Consider the following 19193-nt stretch of genomic DNA (forward strand, 5'->3'; position numbering starts at 1 on the left):
TTATCTACACTGGCGTTTAGCTTCCTTCACTATGCATTTTAATTTTTCAATCAGGTCAACATCCTCATTTCCATTCTTCACAAAATCTAATTGTTCAGCTAAATCTCTTTTAAGTTTTCCTAGAGCCTCTTGATTGATATTTTCTTTGCAATACGGATATCCTATCATCGCAGCCTTCAATGCCGCTTGATCAGCATACGGATTATAACCTTTCTTTGACAAATCCGTCCATAAATTATCCGTCCACATTAACTTTTTTCGTATAAAATCCGCTGCAATATTTTTATGATACTTATATAATTCTTCAGTTTTAAATACCTTTAAAAAATTTTTAATATCTTTATCGCGAGTATTTACATGAACATTCAAATCTATCTCCATTAGACTTTTGAACTCTGCTTTAAATTTGAAATAATCATTAAAATTATCACAATAAGGATTCGGATCATCAAATGTAAAGTCTTTATCCCCCTTTAGTGACGAATTACAAAATTTGCAACTTGGCACCAAATTATAAAGCGACATTGAAAAATATGGGTATTTACTTTTAGGGAGAAAATGGTCTAAATCTGCCCGACATTTACCATCTTTGGTAAGTATAGGTGTTATATATTGTCTATTACAATATGGACAAACCCTTATATTTGACAGAAATACAAATGTATATGGTGTCCATTTTGTATCGAATTTTTGATTGTCACAATAGCTTTCTAAGTAAAGTGGTTGAGTCGGTTCGGTACTTGTTCGTTTGGAAAATCTTTCATAGCCAAATAGTTCTAATATTACATCTTGGTATATCTCTTGTTCTAAAGCACTGGACATATGTATAGCATTATATGCAACTGAAATTTCATCATACAGTGTTCTTAATACATTAACATCACCAATTGCCAACAATTCCGCATTGCTCTCACAAATTTGGATAAAGTCATCAAATTCAGTTGACATACCTTGCTGCTTAAATTCATCAAACCATTGCATTTGTTCTGGTGATGCAGATTTTAATTTATTTTTTTTCTTTGTAACTTTCCTTTGAAAAATTTCATCATAATTTGCGCTGTCAAAATTGGGTACTATTTTATTTTGAAAATATTCCAAATGTCTTCGTTGCATTTCGGTACTAATCTCAATTTTAATCATTTCATTTCACCTAAATGTTTATGATTACGAATAATAAATTCCATTACCTTAACTTGTTCAGGCTGCGTAAGATCTTTAAATTTTTCTATAACAACTGTTGAGTTCTGAACATGATCATCAAAACAAGCAGAAAGTTTATCATTTGCAGACTCCCATAAATTCAACAACATATTTTTTATCAATGGCTCGCCTATCAGATCAATTATCTTTTTATTTTTTTCTAAAACACGACGATACGCTGATACATATTCCAAATTCGACAAAGTTTGTATTTCATGCTTTCTATCATCCTCATAGTTGTTTAAGTCCTTATTTATGGACTCTAAATTTTCTCGTAGTGTTTTAATGATTCCATTAGAGTAATCACCTATTATGCCTATATGCTTATTGTCATTTAAGAAAAAAGAGTCATTGTATAAATTATATATATTGGCGGCAAAAGTTTTCTTTTTTATATTCGTATCAATAACAATCTTATCATCAGAACCGGTTAAATAAATAATATGATGATTGGGAATATCAGACAGAAAAATTGGCGAATGTGTTGTAAAAATGATTTGAATTTTCTTTCCCTCAAAAATCGCAGGCATCATATCTAAAATTCTTTCTACAAATTTCTGCTGCCACTTCGGATGTAAGTAAAGATCCGCTTCATCCATTAGAATTAGCATACTGTGTGTCCTGGTCCCTGATTGCCTTTCTTGATCCTGTATTTTCTGTCCCAATTCATAGAATGTTGCATATAAATCAAAAAAAGCAAATTCGCCTGTGCTCATTTCCCATTCAAAAAGCAAATAATCATATATCTGTCCAATACTTACCAGATAATTATTATAAAAAGCCTTTATTTTCGCTACATTTTTTTTACCGTTTAAATTCAATAAAATACCATCATCAAGCATATCTGTTTTAATTTCATCTTCTAACAAAAATTTTATGGTTTTTTTATATGCCATAGCAATTGCAGCTTTATTCGCCGGTGGATTAATCATCTTATTCATCGTAACGTTTACAAATTTCATAATAAAAACAACATCATCTGTAATGTTATTTTTATTATAACTGATTATTTCTTCCCACTTTTCCAATATTTCTTTTATATTTATATAATATTTTTGAGTACTCTGACTGGACAGAGCTGGAACAATACGCCGTAACAAAGAAAAAAGAATACCCTCTATACAAAATCGAGCATCTTCCGCTTGTAGAAAATCAAACTTTTCAGATTGAAAAATATCATTTATCTGTTTTTTTATAACTCTAAATCCACTAAACTTATTTTTGATTAAGTCTTGAATAATATCTCGATAATTCATCTTCTTCACAGCTAATCTAGACAATGTAAATGGTAAGTTCGCTGATTCCAAAGCTCTCATTTGTCTTTGGGTTGATTTATGGAAAAAATTTAATATAGGATCAGACTCATTATTGGTAACACGCATCTCAACTGCGTTGCTCTTCGCTGATTGAAGACTTTGCATTAATGATAAATTGTAAAAATGCCCCTCCGACTTTAGAAAAGACGCCATATAACTAGAACAACTGAAAGTATTTGTATAATTAACCATGCAAATACTTTCACTTAAACTTTTGGTGTTGAAAAAAAATTTATATTTTTCTTGCCTCTTTATTTGTTCTATATTTTCATCCAACTTGCTATACCATATAAAAAATTCACCTGGCATGTTTTTTTCTGTAGCTGGTTGAAAAAAAATAATAATATATGGTATAGCAGAAGCCCCCTCAATTGACTCTATTCTGTAAACATCACTGAGTGCCATAAGCAAGGTAGTTTTACCGCTACCATTTTCACCAACAATCACTGTAACATTAGAAATATTGGGAGTATTTTCTGCAAAAATATTTACAGCCTCATTATTTTCTTCAAAAAATAACTTATTTGCATTATATGAAAATTGAAAATTAGAACTGAAATTAAATGCTTCTGATTTTATTTTCTCATAACCTTTAATCCAAAAAAACACTAACTCCATTGAGGTCACTCCTTAAAATGATTAATTTTGAGTATTTATCTAAGCTCTATATCTTAAATAAATACAATTTTTCAATTTCTGCATTCAGATTGATGAATTTCTCTTTATTCTTGCAAAGCTCTTCAACAATCTTTTTGTTAAGCTCAAAATCTTTTCTTAACCACAATATAGGATGAGATATACAGCTAATATCATTACAAATTATTTTATCTGCACAATTGTAATACCCAAAAGCCATTTGATAGAACTCTTGAATTGCCTTTATATTTTCCTCATCCGAATATATTAAATAATAGTTTTCTAAAAGCTGATTTAAATAAGAATAATCAATACTCTCAAAACAAAAACTTGTGTTTAGATAATATTTTCGTCCTTGTTCAAAACACTGACGATAAACTGCCGCTAGATGATGAGCCCCATCATAATTATGTATACAAACCTCATTATTCCACGTTTGAATAGAAGCATTCCAGCGAACTACTCTTTCATTTAAATGCTTTGTATTATTTTGAAAATCTAATTCCGTCTCAAACATAACCGGTCCATCTATATCCAACGACATAGAAAAATCTTGTAAATTTCTTCTTTTTATTTCAGTTGTCTTCGCATCTGAGATTTTATCCACCGTTAATATATCTAACTTTATGTCTATGATGTCACTTGTTGTAATAATATCTTGAAATTTCGAATATTTTCTTACATAACGGATTAATTCATTATAAAAGAAAAGAGTGGATTGATTCCAGTTTATGCAACAATCCTTGTATGGGTAGTTTGTAATGTCTTCATATAGCTGTTTAATGTGATTCCTGGCTGTTTGCTTAGGAGTATTCACGCATTTCAAAATATCTTTTAAAACCTTTAAAGCCTTAATATTAACATCTCCTTAATCCCTTAGGATTTTATTTTATGAAAATATCAACTAAGACAAGCTTTTTAATCACTCGCCCTCATTGCCTCTTTTTAAAAACAAATGCAAAAAAGGCTCCGTGCAAGCCACACGAAGCCTTATAAAATACTACTGGCAGAGAGGGTGGGATTCGAACCCACGGTACCTTGCGGTACGTCTGATTTCGAGTCAGAGACCTTCGACCACTCGGACACCTCTCCATAACCATGTTCTTAATCAACGGTAATAGTATACCATAAATGGTAATAAATAAAAACCACTGATAAAAAACTGTTTCATCATAACATGAAACTTTATGAAATTTTTCTGCATACATAACAAAAAACAGAATGAATAAAAATTACATTCTCTTATGATGCATTACCGCTACTGCACCCCAGTTGCACCCTAACTGTAAAATAATTACTTAAAAGCATAATTTTATGCAGTCAAAATATCAGCAATATCAAGGCTTCGCGGCACTTTCTCTAAAAAACACAATTTCTGCTAGATTGATTTCGAGTCAATCACCTTCGACCACTCGGACACCTCTCCGTAAGTGTTCTATAGAGAACATAAAATATTATATCATAGAATGCTTAAAAATAAAATACATAAAGCTAGTTTTTTCAAAAAAATCCTTTTTAACAAAAAATACAAGATGAATTGTTACGTAAAATATTACAGAACAATTCATCTTGCTTTTTTTTCTTGTTTATTCGTTTTCCTACGCTGGCGAAAAAATGTTTTCATTATTGCAGAACATTCATCACTTAAAACGCCTGCTGTAACCTGCAATTGATGATTCAATGCAGCATTATCGACAATATTAAATACCGATTCTGCTGCGCCAGCTTTATAGTCCAAACCACCATAAACAATACGATCAATTCGGCTCATAACAAGTGCACCTGCACACATTGGACAAGGTTCTATCGTGACATATAATGTCGTTCCCGTTAAACGCCAACGTTTCAGCTGCTTGCAAGCTTCTTGAATCACAATCATTTCTGCATGTGCCGTTGCATCATGCCAAGATTCACGCATATTATGCCCAGAAAAAATTATGCCGCCATTTCTATCCACCAAAATCGCGCCTATTGGTACTTCGCCCAAATCGAATGCTTTCTGTGCTTCTGCCAAAGCAAGTCTCATATATGTTTCATCTTGATTCATCTTGTCATTCCACACTCCACTACTTGTATGAGTGCATTATACACTACCACTAAAAAAGCGTCAAACTCGAGGCATCCTGCCCAACTCCAATGTATATGCTGCCGAGGGTTGTTCTTCTACTGACTTTTCCATTGTATGTTTCAATATGTTTCGGAAAGCTGATTGTTTCTTTTTCTTCGGGTTGTCAAAAGATTGACTTTGTTGATCATACTTATTTTTCAGATCGTATTGATGAATTTTTTGAACCCTAATAATTTCCGATACTTTTGGTAACATGACGTCTCCCCCTTAAACTACTTGAATTAACATCCTTGTTACTAATATTATCGGCATTATTTGTAAAAACTTAATAGTTTCTGTAAAAATAATAGGACTTTTTCCTTATTGCTATAATTGAATTAATGAATATTAGCTTTCAAATTGTTATAATGTCGTTTAAGTACGAAGATTTTAAACTTTATATTATGAGCAATAACAAGTTAATTTTGTACTGCTTTTTTCAAATTGCGCATGTCATTTTGTTCATAAATTAGCAATTGACTGAACGTCAATTGGAAGCACAGTGCCAGTGCCCCTATCAAAAGAAGGATGACCATCAAGATAATGCCCGTCCAACCATAATTTTTCAAAAAAGCACCGCCTGCAGCCCCGATCGCACTACCGCCTACGTAATAGAAAAACATATACAAAGACAATGCAGAGGCTTTTATCTTAAAAGATGCTATTTTTCCTGCCCAACTGCAAGCGGCAGAGTGGCTGCCAAAAAAACCAAAAGTTAAAATTGCCAAGCCAAAAATTTTAATAATAAGGCTTGTTGCCAGCGTCAAAGTCACCCCAACGATCATAATCATAAGTCCAAAGCATAATATGCGCCCATTGCCATATTGATCTGACATACGCCCCAGAACCGCAGAACCAATTGTGCCAAAAACATACATCAGAAAAATAAATCCAATTAATGTTTGACTTAAATTGTAAGGAGCTGCCATAAAAATATACGTAATATAATTATAAATACAAGTAAAAGCACCAAAGATCAAAAATGCTATACCATAAATCCCCCAAAGCTTGGTGTTGGTAAAAGTTTCTTTTATATTGTCCAAAATAGGAACAGACTGTCTTCCAGCCGCTGGTTTGTTTTTAGATGCCGGCAAAGCAAAATAAAACAGCACACTAATCAGCACATAAATTAGCCCCACGCTGCCAATCCCAACTCGCCAAGAAACATAATCGGTGAGCACACTAATTACCAAACGCCCCACCAAGCCACCGATTGTAATCCCCGCGACATAAAAACCTACAACCCGACCAATCACAGCTGGTTCGAACTCTTCATTGATATAGACCAAAGCTAAAGCCGGATACCCCGCCAGTAAAAAACCCTGTAATGCCCTAATTTCCAAAATAAGCTGAAAATCCGGACTGACTGAAACACCAATTGCCAATAACGATGATATCAGTAAAGCAACCGTCATTGTATATTTACGATTTAAATTTTTGGCAAAACCGGCAATCAGCAGCATCGACACTGCCATTCCCATTGTGGCGAAAGACATTGCAAGACCTGCCGTCATCGGCGTCAACTTAAAGTTTTCTGCCAAAACCGGAATAATCGGCTGCACAAAACACTCGACGCCAAAAGCAACAAAGCTCCCTAAAAACAGACTCGCAATTGCCCGCCAATATTTTACTGTACCTTTTTGTATATATTCATTCACTATAATCATCCTCTTATATAGCAACTCTTTCTTTATCTTTATACTACGCGCCCTCTATCTATGTGTCCAATACACCGTTTAGATACAAATGATAACTTTAGTGCATTATATTAAATATTTATACTGATAGTTCTTGCAATGATCTATGTTTATCGGTTATGTTAATTTAAGTCATGCGCAATAAACATAATTATTATAATTAAATAACATAAATATAAAATATATATTAAAGCTAAATAATTACTAATAGTTATTATTATATTTACTTTAAGCTATAATTCGCGTAAATATAAGTTTTCAATAATAAATATCTATATAAATAATAAAAAATAGTCATGGAATTTATTGAATCTTTCTATTATAATAAAATTCAAACAATACTTTTTATGCATCATAAATTCAAACGGTAGTAACTACTAAATACAATTTAGGAGGATTCCTGTGGAATTAAATCAATTAGAGTACTTCAAAGTATTGGCACGTATCAATCACTTCACGCAGGCAGCTGAAAGTATATCCGTATCACAGCCTGCACTCAGCCGTTCCATTGCGAAATTGGAAAAGGAACTTGGTGTCCCGCTTTTTAATCGTGTCGGTAAAAAAATCAAATTAACACAATATGGCCAGACTTTTTTAATTCACGTTGAACGAGCTTTGCAAGAAATTGCCAACGGCAAGCAGGCTCTGGTTAATTTGTCAGAACCTGATCAAGGTGTAGTAAGTTTATCTTTTTTACATTCTTTAGGCAGTTATTTAGTACCTGTCCTTTTAAGTAATTTTAAAAAGAAATACCCTAAAATTCAGTTTAATTTAAATCAAAACAACTCAGCTTTACTGACCAAAGAGTTAATCGATGGTGATACCGATCTTTGTCTTTGCTCAACATTAATGACAACGGAAACTCTAGGCTGGGTTTCACTTTGTTCCGAGGAACTTTTTGTTATTGTCCCCTCGAAGCATCCCCTGGCTAAACGAAAAAGTATTCGTCTTGAAGAAATCGTCCATGAACCATTTATCACCTTCAAACCGATGTATGGACTCCGTTTGCTTGGTGATCAATTCTTTGAAACAGCATCGATTCGTCCAAAAATTACATTTGAAGGCGATGAAATCATGACCGTGGCCAGCCTGGTTGCTGCTAATCTTGGCGTTGCCCTTATCCCTCATATACCCGGCCTCGAATATCTAGAAATCGTCTTTATTCCCGTATCAGCACCGCTTTGCACGCGACCTTTAGGGATTGCCTGGAATACAAATAAGTATCTTTCTCCGGCAGCAAGAAAGTTTCAACAATTCATTATTGATGCCTTTGCGAATCAGGAATCTGTGCCGCTGGCACCTTATATCAAAGAATTTTAAAACAAAGAATCACAAAGAAATCCCCTGAACTATGTTTTGCTGAAAAACATAGTTCAGGGGATTTCTTTATATTTTCTTTGGTAGTTTTTTCAGCATGATTCTGGCTAAAATGATTCCCATTAAACCGGTAACAATTTGCGGCCAGCTCATCATGAAGGATAAAATGGCCGCTGTCTTTTCCGGCAGGTGCAGCATGTGAATAACCCACAAAGAACCTACATACAAAATAGCCATTTTTATAAAAGGAGCCAGCCAGACAAATTTTCCCTGCCAAAATTTCCGGCAATAAAGAACATAAACGATATTGCCAACCGCCACAATTGGAATCATAAAAACAATCGCCAGCTGCCCCTGCATAAATGCCACAAACGGCAATAAAATAGCAATGATACTAGTTGGCATCACCCCTGTATAACAGACAGCCAGAATAAGTGTCATATTGAGTAAACTGCCAATCAAAAACATCGTAATTGGACCCGGCAAGGGCAATATCACACGAATATTTTGAATAATCAATGCAATTGCCAAAAAAAGCGCGGCGTATACAAATAATTTTCCTGTATTTTTTGCCTCCATCTAAAAACCTCTTTTCCCCCTAAACAACTACTCCTATTATAGCAAAAAAGACAGCTATGCAAAACCAGCTGCCTCTCAAAAAATAAATCTATGAAATTATCATTCTCTCATTCTGTTAATTCTTTATCTGTGACTTCAACATCAGGTGCAGGCACGGCTTTCTTATCCACTTCCGCGGTTTTGTCAGCAAGTAAGATTGCTCTAATTTTACTTTCAATCTCATCGGCTAACTGTGGATCTTCCATCATCGTTTTCTTCACATTTTCCCTGCCCTGACCAACTCTTTTATCCTGGTAGGAATACCAGCTTCCACTTTTGTTGATGACTTCCATCTCTGTCCCAAGATCAACAATAATACCTTCACGCGAAATACCATGCCCATACATAATATCAAATTCCGCTTCTTTAAAAGGTGGCGCGACTTTATTTTTCACAACTTTCACCCGTGTTCTAGTGCCAACGATCACATTATCCTGTTTTATCGGTTCTTTTTTTCGCACATCCAACCGAATCGAAGAATAAAATTTTAAAGCCCGTCCGCCTGTCGTAACTTCCGGACTACCAAACATAACTCCCACTTTTTCACGGATCTGATTGATAAAAATAACCGTCGTCTGCGATTTACTGACAATACCAGTCAGTTTCCGCAAGGCCTGTGACATCAATCTTGCATGCAACCCCACGTGAGAGTCGCCCATTTCGCCCTCAAGCTCTGCTTTCGGCACAAGAGCGGCTACTGAGTCAATTACAATAATATCAACTGCAGCGCTGCATACAAGCGCATCTACAATATCCAAGGCTTGTTCTCCATAATCAGGCTGCGAAATCAGAAGGTTATCTATATCTACCCCTAAATTACGTGCATAACTGGGATCTAGTGCATGTTCTGCATCAATAAATGCTGCCACGCCGCCTAACTTTTGGGCTGCTGCTATAATATGCAAAGCCACTGTCGTTTTTCCCGAAGACTCCGGTCCAAAAACTTCAATACAGCGCCCACGCGGAATCCCGCCCACACCAAGTGCAACATCGAGCGGTAATACGCCAGTCGGTATTACTTCTATATTCATTTTTGCTGCCGCATCACCAAGTTTCATGATGGAACCTTCACCAAAATCTTTACGGATCTGCTTTAAGGCAGAAGCCAAAGAGGCTTCTTTATTGCCAGTTTTATCGATTGATTTATCTGCCATTGCCATCGCTCCAGACATTCACTTCATTTCTCTTAAACATATCACAAAACAAGTGTTCTGTAAAGAAATATAAAAGAAAAGCAACCCTAAATATAGATTAAACCAATATAATTCTAAAATTTGTGTTATAGTAGAAGATATTGACTATTTTCGTAAAAAAGAGACGTCGCTTGCACGTTTGTATAAAATAAACAGATTTACGAGAACGAGAAGGAAGTAATAACACAATGAGTATTTTAACAGTTGAAAATATGAGCCATGCCTTTGGTGAAAGAACCATCTTCAGTGATGTATCCTTTCGACTATTGAAAGGCGAACACATCGCCTTAGTCGGTGCCAACGGCGAAGGTAAATCGACCTTTATGAAGATCATCACCAACCAATTGCTGCCAGATGCAGGAAACATTGAATGGAGCAATAAAATCAGCGTTGGCTATATGGATCAGCATGTCGACTTGAAAAACGGTAATACCGTTGAAACCGTACTAAAAGGTGCCTTTTCCTATTTATTTGATCTTGAAACGCAAATTGCCGACTTATATAATGACTTTGGCAATTTAAGCGAAGAAGAAGGTAATAAGACCTTGCAAAAAATTGCCGGTATGCAGGATATCTTAGATGAAAATGATTTTTACGGTATTGATTCAAAAATCCAAGCTACGGCAGCCGGTCTTGGCATCCGCGAATTTTTAGATGTCGATGCATCAAATTTAAGCGGTGGACAAAGAACCAAAGTCTTACTGGCAAAATTACTTTTAGAAAAACCGGATGTCTTACTCCTAGATGAACCAACCAATCATTTGGATGAAGAACATATCGAATGGCTTAAAAGTTATTTGATCCACTATGAAAATGCTTTTCTCTTAATTTCCCATGACAGTGAATTTGTCAATGATGTCATCAATGTCGTCTATCATCTGGAACACAAAAAGCTAACCAGATACGTTGGCAACTATGTGCATTTCCTTAAACTATATGAAATCCAAAAAGAACAACGCCTGATCGAATACAAAGAACAGCAAAACGAAATTTCCAAGCTTGAAAATTTTGTTCGAAAAAATAAGGCCCGTGCTTCCACCGCCAAACAGGCAAAATCCAGAGAAAAGAAATTAGAGAAAATAGACCGCATTGAAATAAAAAGCGAAAATATGAAACCTCAATTTCAGTTCAAAAAAGCTCGCCGCTCTGACAGCATGATCTTCCAATCCAAAAATCTAGTGATTGGTTATCAAAAACCACTGAGCAAATCCCTCAATTTAAAAATGCAAAGAGAACAAAAAATAGCTATAGTCGGTGCTAATGGCTTGGGTAAATCTACCTTGCTGAAAAGTCTGCTCGGTTTATTAGAACCAATTGATGGAAATATTGACTTGGGTGATTACCAGTCTATCGGCTATTTCGAACAGGAATTAGCCGAAGAAAATACGAGCATCGTCCTCGATGATGTCTGGTTAAAATTTCCTGAAGCAACCCGCAGCGAAGTACGACGCAACTTAGCTCAATGCGGACTGAGTCATCAGCATATTGAAAGCCCTATCAACCGCCTAAGCGGTGGTGAACAAGCCAAAGTAAGATTATGTAAACTTATTAATAAGCCAACCAATATACTCGTTTTAGATGAACCAACCAATCATCTCGACGTTTATGCAAAAGACGAATTAAAACGTGCCCTAAAAGCCTATGAAGGCAGCATGATTTTAGTATGTCATGAACCAGAATTTTATAAAGACATCGTAACCGATGTATGGAATTGCGAAGACTGGGCAATCTAAAGGATCCCCTGTTTTCACCAAACGGAAACGAAATACAAAAAAGCCCGCAAACGCATTAACGATTTCACGTGAAATCCAATACGTTCGCGGGCCTTTTTATATCAAATTACAATTAATATTGCCATTCTTTAACTGTACGCAAGCCTTCCATAAAGCTTTTACCACTTCGCAAAGAGGTATTTTTTATATCCGTTGTGACAACTTGCATCACTGGCACTCTTGCCAAACGCCCGTCACTGCCTACATTATTACTGTCACCATAGGAACCTAATGAATTGATCACATAATACTGATCATCCATATGTCCAAGATAAAGCATCACGTGTCCGTCCATATGAAGTGTAGCCCCCGGCAACGTTGAATCCAGAACCGACTGCACATTTTGTGGTGTAACGCTTTGGACCTTACCGACTGCAACCTCCTGCGTATCCGCATCACGCGGCATCATAAAGCCAAAAGAGCGATAAATATCCATAACAAAGCTCGAACAGTCCACACTATTTTCCAGGCCACCCCAGCCATATGGCTGTCCATAAAATTTAAAAGCCTGTTTAATGATATTCGCACGTGTATAAGATAAATTTCCTAAATGCACCTGATCATCAGCAGAAACTGTTTTTTTGATAAAAACTGCTTTCCCATCACTCTGCCGTTGTGGTAATTTTACAATATAATTATTCTTATCTTTACCAACAACAGGTAAATGTGATCCCATTTCCAGCAATAAAGCCTCAGACTTCGTTTGTAGATTGAGTTCAGCCGCCGTCACTACCAAAAAATGATCCGGATTTTGCCATTTCAGCCACTCTTTATAACTCGTTTCGGCAATATTATCAGCCCAAACCCAGCCTCGATAATTATTACTTTGGACAAAATTCCATTTTTGATCGGTACTCTTATATAATATAGCTACTGCCTCACCCGGATTGATAATCGTAGCTTGCAAGGAATCAAACTCCTGATCATCCGCATCATCAAAAATCCCCTCAGTTGCAGGATATAAACGTAAAGAAGAACGTCTAACCGCTAATCCCCATTTTACGGGATTATCAACGGCTGCGGCTCCTAGATTCATGTTACTCAATATTTGATTTTTAAAGGAACCCGAAATGGACTGCCCGTTCACATACCCTGTCGGAAAATCATTTTCCTGTAACATGGCTTGCAGCGTCGTGCCTTTAACAGATTTCGGATAATTTTTTAAATCATAATTCGTGGTCGGTTGTTTACGAAGCATCTCTTTATTATATTTTGTAATGTCATTATTGTTCATAATAACGGCATCACCATTTTTTAAATTTTTGCGCCAAAAATCCACATTATTAACATCCGCTGAACTTGCCAGTACAGAAACTGAACTCACTGCGTAATATATGAAAACCATGGCACAGGAAACTATAAACCTGTTTTTCAAACTAAAATTCCCTTTTAAAAACTGCATGGACGAATCAATTCCTTTCATTTTACTTTCTAACAGGATAACAAAATGATTTTTGAAACTCCTTTGACTAAAAAATTACTGATACGGAGGATTACAAATTTATTTAGTGATCAATTCTTTTACCGTAATTTGCGGATGACGATAACGTCGACGGCCAGACGTACGTTTGCCGAACTCAATACATTGTACTGGGCAAACATGCAGGCACGCCAGACATTCCTGGCAATTGTTCAACCACTGAACCTTACCCGACTCCAATTGAATATTTCCCACTGGACAGATTTTCTTACAAAGTCCACACACCGTACAAGAATCAGCGCAGGAGAATTTTTTATACGAATTCGGCAGTTGATTTTTTTGCCAATAACGTGAAATCGCCGTCCAAAGACTTTTGATATGTTCCCCGTCGAAATGATGTTCTCGCTTAGAAATCATAGCGATGATGCGATCGAGTTTACGATCCGCTTTTGCCAACAATTTATCTTGTTTATCAATAGAAGGCAATGCAGATAATGGAAGATAAATGGATAACATTTGCACAAGAAACCCCGCCGAAAGCTGCTGATCTTTTTTCCCTAAAATATGCTTAACCCGACTCAAAGCGCTGCTAAACGCTGAACTTCCGCATGTCACAACAGCAAATACATAGGCTGCACTGGGTATTTCTAATCGTTCAACAAACTCCCTCACCAATGGTGGAACACTAAAATAATGCAGGGGAAAGACCAAGCCAATCTGATCGCCATCTACTAAAATTTTATTTTGATCGCCAAGTGAGGCCATTGCCACTAGCTTACAATCCCCTATTCCTTCACTGATTTTCTTAGCAGCATGGAGCGAATTTCCGGTAGCCGAATAATAATAAATCGTTGTTTTCATCTGAAAATCAAAACCTCCCTGAATGAATCTTATTTAAAAACTGCCTAAAACAAGATCCCCCTCTATGAGCGCACTTTGCTATTTAAAAGGATAACAAAATGATTTGTAAAACGCTTTTTTGTATATTATGAACCGTTTTTTCACAATTATACATATATTGCTTGAACATTTATTCTATTATTTTATTTCGCTAAAGACAATAAAATAACCTGCCCCAGTCAAGTTCGATCACTTGCCTGCTAAAAGAAAAATACCTCTCTTTGCGAGAGGCATTCTTCTGTAGACATCCGTAAACTATCTTCGTACCGGACCCCATGTTAAAGATTCCAAAAGCATTCGTACACCATCGGAAAACCCTTGGTCATAAAAGATATCTTCGGCAATACTTTCCTGCAGTCCAAGTTTATACCAACTCTCCCTTATTTTTGTCATAGTTTCTTGCGGTAAATTTGCTTCTAATTCTTCCTCTAATTGATTGATCGCCTTCTGCGCCCAATAATAATCTGCCGATATGTCCTCCAAGTTTTTCAAATTTCCTTCTTCGTGCTTCAACAATAACTCCTGCGTTGCCATTTCAAAAACTTGCATAATACCCTCTCCTTTATTTATTTCATTTGTGATTTTATATTTATAATTATATCACTAATAAAATAAAAATCAATATAATATAATAATATACTTGTATTTTTATTTCGTTTGTGATAATTTCTTTTAAGGGGTGACAATATGTATAATCGAATAAAAAAAATCCGTCAATCACTAAAATTAAATCAAGCAGAATTTTCAAAGTTACTTGGTATGGGACAATCTACATTAGGTATGCTAGAAGTTGGTAAGCGAGAAATTCTCGACCGTCATATAAAAACCATTTGTTCTATATTTAATGTAAATGAAACTTGGCTGCGTACTGGTATCGGTGAAATGTTTATTGAACCTGACGACTCTGCTATAGAACATCTGGCAAAGACCTATAATCTGGATAAATTTGACCAGCAGCTGCTTCTTACATATTTGGAACTCCCCAAAAGCGACCGTGCTATTTTAAAGAAATATATTCTTAATTTATCTGCAAAAATTTCCGCACCAACGTTCAGCACGAATTAAGATATCCCATCAAATAAAATAGTAACAGATGACCTATCCAATCGGGAAATTTAAAATATTATAAACGAAATATTAAGCTAGAGTAAACTTAGTAACAACTGCATTGCAGCTTACAATAAATTCAAGGAAGAAGTGTTGATATGGATTCAAATTTATTAGCAAAAAGCAATCTATCCCCTGAACAATTAGTATTATTACAAAGCGAGTTTGACAAAAAGAACAAATCAAAAACAATCGCTTATTTATTATGGTTTTTTACCGGAGCTTTTGGCGGTCATCGCTTTTATGCTGGGGATACCATTCGAGGAATATGTATGTTATTAACACTTGGCGGTATCGGAATTTGGGCACTTATTGATGTGTTTTTTATCGGCAGTCGCATTGAAGAAAAAAACAATGGCCTAGAATCAAATATTTTACAAGATGTTTTAGCTATTGCCGCTTCTAAAAAAGAAGCATTGTCCGAAGCAGTCCAGTAAAATTAACCATCTATCTCTATTGCAATTATTTATTATGTAAATTCATTAAGACTATCAATAAAGCAACGATCCACGCAAAGCTTTATGGCCTTGCTAGCCGGGTTATTGTGATAAAATTATTAATAATGTAATTCAACTTTATACAGTGCCTAAATAAAGAGACGACTAGAATAAAATCTAGTCGTCTCTTTATTTAAATTGATCTAATTCTTCCCACCCTAAAAACAGCATTTACTGAAACGACAGAGTGATATTAATAATTTTCATAAGTTATTAACATGTTCTTCATAGTTTCTTGATATTTAAATTGTAAAATAAAACCAAACATAATAAGAGAAGGTGTTCTGTTTGAAAAAATTCTGGTTGGGAATTTTAATCAGCCTTGCAGCAGCAGGGATTTTTTTATCACCAGGCTATGCAGCGAATCATTCTAATGAAACAGTCGTTAATCAACATACTACAATGGTTATGGATGATAGTATGGAAATGTCTCATGAACATACTTTTGATGCAAGTACGTCGGAAGGAAATACTATGTCCGGAGAAGATATCCATAAAAGCCATGGTTCAGAAAATACAGGTGAAGAACCAGTCGTTAATCAGCATACTACGATGGTTATGGATGATGGTATGGAAATGTCTCATGAACATGCTTCCGATGCAAGTATGTCGGAAGGAAATACTATGTCCAGAGAAAATATCCATAAAAGCCACGATTCTGAAAATGCAGGTGAAGAACCCGTCGTTAATCAACATTCTACAATGGTTATGGACGATGATATGGAGATGTCTCATGAACATGCTTCCGATGCAAGTACGTCGGAAGGAAATACTATGTCCGGAGAAGATATCCATAAAAGCCACGGTTCTGAAAATGCAGGTGAAGAACCAAATCACCATAAACATGATGACCGGACAACAGGAAAAGCAGGTGTCGGTCCTAATTGGCCATTTATCTATACCTTTTTGTTGTTTAATACTATCGTTGTTATTTCTGCTGGCGTAATGAAATTCAGAAACAAGGAGGTGTTGGGAAATGGACGAAAAATTTAATTATGTATTAAAAAGAATTTTTAAAAGTCGCTGGTATCCTGGAATCTTGCAATGGCCTACAGCTATCGTATTTTGCGTTATTATCTTTCAAATGCTCTTTGGAAGTTCTTCCCCGCATGATAATTTTGGTACTGCAATGACCTGGATTTTTTGGTGGTCTATTATTCCGCTAACCTTCTTGATTGTAGGACGTGTTTGGTGTGCAATTTGTCCTTTTGCTATGTTAAGTGATTTTGTGCAAAAATTTGTAGGCAATCATCGTCCCGTACCTCGTTTTTTAAAAAAATATGGCATATGGATTATTGATTTTATATATGTGCTAATTACCTGGAGTGATCATGTTTTTGGTATGGTAGAATATCCCCGCGGCTCTGGCGTTATAATGCTCTTAATTACTACAGGCGTAATTTTTTCTGGAGCTTTTTTTGAGCGTCGAACTTGGTGCCGTTATCTTTGTTTTTTAGGTGGACTGTCAGGTAATTATTCACGTAGTGCAGCTTTAGAACTTCGGAGTTCTCCTGAAAAATGTAAAACGTGTAATGTAGCAGCTTGCTATAAAGGTGGAGAACAAGCTCCCGGATGTCCAATGTTTGAATTTCCTAAAACAATGGACAGCAATGCTTCCTGTAATTTTTGTGGAGACTGTATAAAAAATTGTCCCAATGATTCTATCAAGGTTTCCCTTCGTATGCCAACAAAAGAACTTTGGTTTATTCAACGCCCTAAAGTTGCAGAAGCTTTCTTAGCGGTAATTATTATGGGAATCGTTTTTGTTCAAAACATTACAATGCTTGACGTCTGGGCTGAAGCACAACATTATTTGGAAATATTTTTAGGCACGGATAATTATGCGATAACATTTACCGTAATTTTTGCTATTGCTATGGCGATTCCTGTTTTGTTGCTTTATATTACAAGCTGGATTAGTTCTCGTATAAACTCTGCTTCGACATATATAAATTTTGCTCGTTTTGGCTATGCATTAATCCCCTTGGATTTTGCCGGACATATGGCACATAATTTATTTCATTTGCTCGCCGAAGGAAAATCTGTTTTATATGCTGGTATGGCAATGTTTGGAATACATGTACAGCCAAGTTCAACAGCATTACTATCTGCGAATACAATAGAAATCATGCAATTTACATTGTTGTTCTTAGGTGCGATAGGGTCTGCGTATACAGCATATCGTATTTCTGGATTTAATTACGGACCACAAAGCAATGACCCTAAAAAACAAGCGATATACTCATATATTCCTTATGTGATATTAATTATTCTATTGACCTTGTTAAATGTATATATTTTCCTACTGCCAATGTCACATCGTGCCTAACTGGTCACAGCTTCTTGATCCACTCTAAAAAAACCACCGCCGAAGCACCCTCAGCACAGGTAAGTGCCACATTAGGAATAAATGATAAAATCCGCAATCTTTATAGTTAAAGGTTGCGGATTTTTATCATTTAAAACTCTTCGTAACTGGCTGGATTTTGGTTAGCAAGACGTCCATTTTCTTGATTTAATATCGAAATCATCATCATATCTTGTTCACTTAGGGTAAAATCAAAAAGAGCTAAATTTTCAAGTTGGCGTTTTGGAGAGGAAGACTTCGGTATAGGAATTGATCCGAGTTGTATGTGCCATCGAAGAATGATTTGTGATATGGATTTATGATGTGTTTCTGCAATTCTTAAAAGTTCCTTATTTTCCATCAGTAGAGTATTTTTGCGGCCTAAGGGACTCCATGATTCAGTAACAATTCCGTGTTTTTGATTATATATAAGTTGTTCTTTTTGCGAGAAAAAAGGGTGTAATTCAATCTGATTGATGCTCGGTATTACGCCAGTTTCTTGAATCAATCGTTCAATATGTTCTGGCAAAAAGTTACAAACTCCAATAGATCGGATTAACCCCCATTTTTTTGCATCGATTAACGCTTGCCACGCTTCTACATATAAATTTTTAATCGGGTTTGGCCAATGAATTAAATAAAGATCATAATAATCTAAATTTGCTCGATATAAAGATTCTTGGATCGTGGTAATGGCTTCATTATATGAATGATGTCTTCCTGGTAATTTGGAAGTAATCAATAGCTGCTCTCGTGGAATGAATGAACGTCGCACAGCTTCACCAACTACTCCTTCATTTTCATAATTAAAAGCTGAATCTAATAAACGATAGCCAATATTTATGGCGCTTAGTATTGCCTGTACCCCTGCAGCCCCATTTAACGTATAGGTGCCAAAACCAACACGTGGTAATGCTAAACCATCGTTTAAGATGACTTCGGGAATTGTATTTTTCAAAATTCATCCACCTCAATGTTTTGTTTTAGATATATTATATACCGACTGCTCTAGAATGTCATTGTATTAGTAAATATTATTAGGTATTTATATTGCATTTTACTTATC

At 35.6% G+C, this 19193-nt stretch carries 18 protein-coding genes and 1 tRNA gene; 6 read left to right on the plus strand and 13 right to left on the minus strand.

Going from position 1 to position 19193, the window contains the following annotated elements; translation table 11 throughout:
• From F606_RS22210 to F606_RS0105395, 7 genes are all read right to left on the minus strand, one after another.
• On the minus strand, nt 1–1140 hold the full coding sequence (locus F606_RS22210) for an HNH endonuclease (protein ID WP_019552853.1): 1140 nt from the start codon (nt 1138–1140) through the stop codon (nt 1–3).
• Nucleotides 1137–3134, minus strand: coding sequence for an AAA family ATPase (locus F606_RS0105370; RefSeq protein ID WP_019552854.1), 1998 nt, complete (start codon nt 3132–3134; stop codon nt 1137–1139). The genes F606_RS22210 and F606_RS0105370 overlap by 4 nt, the downstream gene beginning before the upstream one ends.
• Before the next feature lie 46 nt (nt 3135–3180).
• The gene (locus F606_RS0105375; RefSeq protein ID WP_019552855.1) at nt 3181–3969 is read right to left on the minus strand and encodes a DUF6685 family protein; all 789 of its coding nucleotides are present in this window, start codon (nt 3967–3969) and stop codon (nt 3181–3183) included.
• Between the two features lie 187 nt (nt 3970–4156).
• Nucleotides 4157–4244 (minus strand) — tRNA-Ser (locus F606_RS0105380).
• A 472-nt stretch (nt 4245–4716) separates the two neighbouring features.
• On the minus strand, nt 4717–5199 hold the full coding sequence (tadA, locus tag F606_RS0105385) for a tRNA adenosine(34) deaminase TadA (protein WP_019552856.1): 483 nt from the start codon (nt 5197–5199) through the stop codon (nt 4717–4719).
• 60 nt (nt 5200–5259) lie between these two features.
• The gene (locus F606_RS0105390; protein WP_019552857.1) at nt 5260–5475 is read right to left on the minus strand and encodes a hypothetical protein; all 216 of its coding nucleotides are present in this window, start codon (nt 5473–5475) and stop codon (nt 5260–5262) included.
• A gap of 203 nt (nt 5476–5678) precedes the next feature.
• Entirely contained in the window at nt 5679–6917 is a 1239-nt protein-coding gene (locus F606_RS0105395; protein ID WP_019552858.1) for an MFS transporter, read from the minus strand.
• A gap of 441 nt (nt 6918–7358) precedes the next feature.
• Here F606_RS0105395 and F606_RS0105400 point away from each other — a divergent pair, with 441 nt between their 5' ends.
• Nucleotides 7359–8276, plus strand: coding sequence for a LysR family transcriptional regulator (locus F606_RS0105400; protein WP_019552859.1), 918 nt, complete (start codon nt 7359–7361; stop codon nt 8274–8276).
• 66 nt (nt 8277–8342) lie between these two features.
• Here the strand turns inward: F606_RS0105400 and F606_RS0105405 are convergent, their stop codons facing one another.
• Together F606_RS0105405 and recA are read right to left on the minus strand one after the other, a co-directional pair.
• Nucleotides 8343–8852 (minus strand): hypothetical protein, encoded by a 510-nt coding sequence (locus tag F606_RS0105405; protein ID WP_019552860.1) that lies wholly within the window; start codon nt 8850–8852, stop codon nt 8343–8345.
• Between the two features lie 107 nt (nt 8853–8959).
• Nucleotides 8960–10045: a recombinase RecA gene (gene recA, locus F606_RS0105410; RefSeq protein WP_033368216.1), complete on the minus strand. Its 1086-nt coding sequence runs from the start codon at nt 10043–10045 to the stop codon at nt 8960–8962.
• Between the two features lie 227 nt (nt 10046–10272).
• On the opposite strand from recA, the gene F606_RS0105415 reads away from it, so the two are divergent.
• Nucleotides 10273–11817, plus strand: coding sequence for an ABC-F family ATP-binding cassette domain-containing protein (locus F606_RS0105415; protein WP_019552862.1), 1545 nt, complete (start codon nt 10273–10275; stop codon nt 11815–11817).
• 112 nt (nt 11818–11929) lie between these two features.
• Here F606_RS0105415 and F606_RS22215 read toward each other — a convergent pair whose 3' ends face one another.
• From F606_RS22215 to F606_RS0105430, 3 genes are all read right to left on the minus strand, one after another.
• The gene (locus F606_RS22215; protein ID WP_211210035.1) at nt 11930–13180 is read right to left on the minus strand and encodes an SH3 domain-containing protein; all 1251 of its coding nucleotides are present in this window, start codon (nt 13178–13180) and stop codon (nt 11930–11932) included.
• Nucleotides 13181–13357: 177 nt separating this feature from the next.
• Nucleotides 13358–14137, minus strand: coding sequence for an EFR1 family ferrodoxin (locus tag F606_RS0105425; protein ID WP_019552864.1), 780 nt, complete (start codon nt 14135–14137; stop codon nt 13358–13360).
• Nucleotides 14138–14431: 294 nt separating this feature from the next.
• Nucleotides 14432–14725, minus strand: coding sequence for a hypothetical protein (locus F606_RS0105430; protein WP_019552865.1), 294 nt, complete (start codon nt 14723–14725; stop codon nt 14432–14434).
• Nucleotides 14726–14863: 138 nt separating this feature from the next.
• Between F606_RS0105430 and F606_RS20655 the strand changes: the two genes are divergently transcribed.
• The 4 genes from F606_RS20655 to F606_RS0105450 all read left to right on the plus strand — a co-directional run bounded on the left by F606_RS20655 (nt 14864) and on the right by F606_RS0105450 (nt 18109).
• A complete protein-coding gene (locus F606_RS20655; RefSeq protein WP_019552866.1) occupies nt 14864–15241 on the plus strand; it encodes a helix-turn-helix domain-containing protein in 378 nt (125 codons plus the stop codon).
• A 140-nt stretch (nt 15242–15381) separates the two neighbouring features.
• Nucleotides 15382–15720 carry a TM2 domain-containing protein gene (locus tag F606_RS0105440; RefSeq protein ID WP_019552867.1) on the plus strand — a complete coding sequence of 113 codons (339 nt, stop codon included), beginning with the start codon at nt 15382–15384 and terminating at the stop codon, nt 15718–15720.
• Between the two features lie 348 nt (nt 15721–16068).
• Nucleotides 16069–16773: a hypothetical protein gene (locus F606_RS0105445; protein ID WP_019552868.1), complete on the plus strand. Its 705-nt coding sequence runs from the start codon at nt 16069–16071 to the stop codon at nt 16771–16773.
• Nucleotides 16757–18109: a 4Fe-4S binding protein gene (locus F606_RS0105450; RefSeq protein ID WP_019552869.1), complete on the plus strand. Its 1353-nt coding sequence runs from the start codon at nt 16757–16759 to the stop codon at nt 18107–18109. The genes F606_RS0105445 and F606_RS0105450 overlap by 17 nt, the downstream gene beginning before the upstream one ends.
• Before the next feature lie 130 nt (nt 18110–18239).
• Here the strand turns inward: F606_RS0105450 and F606_RS0105455 are convergent, their stop codons facing one another.
• Entirely contained in the window at nt 18240–19085 is an 846-nt protein-coding gene (locus tag F606_RS0105455) for an aldo/keto reductase (RefSeq protein ID WP_019552870.1), read from the minus strand.
• Between the last annotated feature and the right edge of the window lie 108 nt (nt 19086–19193).

The sequence above is a fragment of the Propionispira raffinosivorans DSM 20765 genome, from assembly GCF_000381065.1.
GTDB classification, from domain to species: Bacteria; Bacillota; Negativicutes; order Selenomonadales; family Selenomonadaceae; genus Propionispira; species Propionispira raffinosivorans.

Bases quoted from the DNA above. Each gene is read 5' to 3' on its own strand.
- F606_RS0105390 (WP_019552857.1), bottom strand. From the start codon at position 5,475: ATGTTACCAAAAGTATCGGAAATTATTAGGGTTCAAAAAATTCATCAA.
- F606_RS0105370 (WP_019552854.1), bottom strand. From the start codon at position 3,134: ATGGAGTTAGTGTTTTTTTGGATTAAAGGTTATGAGAAAATAAAATCA.
- F606_RS0105430 (WP_019552865.1), bottom strand. From the start codon at position 14,725: ATGCAAGTTTTTGAAATGGCAACGCAGGAGTTATTGTTGAAGCACGAA.
- F606_RS0105450 (WP_019552869.1), top strand. From the start codon at position 16,757: ATGGACGAAAAATTTAATTATGTATTAAAAAGAATTTTTAAAAGTCGC.
- F606_RS0105440 (WP_019552867.1), top strand. From the start codon at position 15,382: ATGGATTCAAATTTATTAGCAAAAAGCAATCTATCCCCTGAACAATTA.
- F606_RS0105415 (WP_019552862.1), top strand. From the start codon at position 10,273: ATGAGTATTTTAACAGTTGAAAATATGAGCCATGCCTTTGGTGAAAGA.
- F606_RS22210 (WP_019552853.1), bottom strand. From the start codon at position 1,140: ATGATTAAAATTGAGATTAGTACCGAAATGCAACGAAGACATTTGGAA.
- F606_RS0105425 (WP_019552864.1), bottom strand. From the start codon at position 14,137: ATGAAAACAACGATTTATTATTATTCGGCTACCGGAAATTCGCTCCAT.
- tadA (WP_019552856.1), bottom strand. From the start codon at position 5,199: ATGAATCAAGATGAAACATATATGAGACTTGCTTTGGCAGAAGCACAG.
- recA (WP_033368216.1), bottom strand. From the start codon at position 10,045: ATGGCAGATAAATCAATCGATAAAACTGGCAATAAAGAAGCCTCTTTG.
- F606_RS20655 (WP_019552866.1), top strand. From the start codon at position 14,864: ATGTATAATCGAATAAAAAAAATCCGTCAATCACTAAAATTAAATCAA.
- F606_RS0105405 (WP_019552860.1), bottom strand. From the start codon at position 8,852: ATGGAGGCAAAAAATACAGGAAAATTATTTGTATACGCCGCGCTTTTT.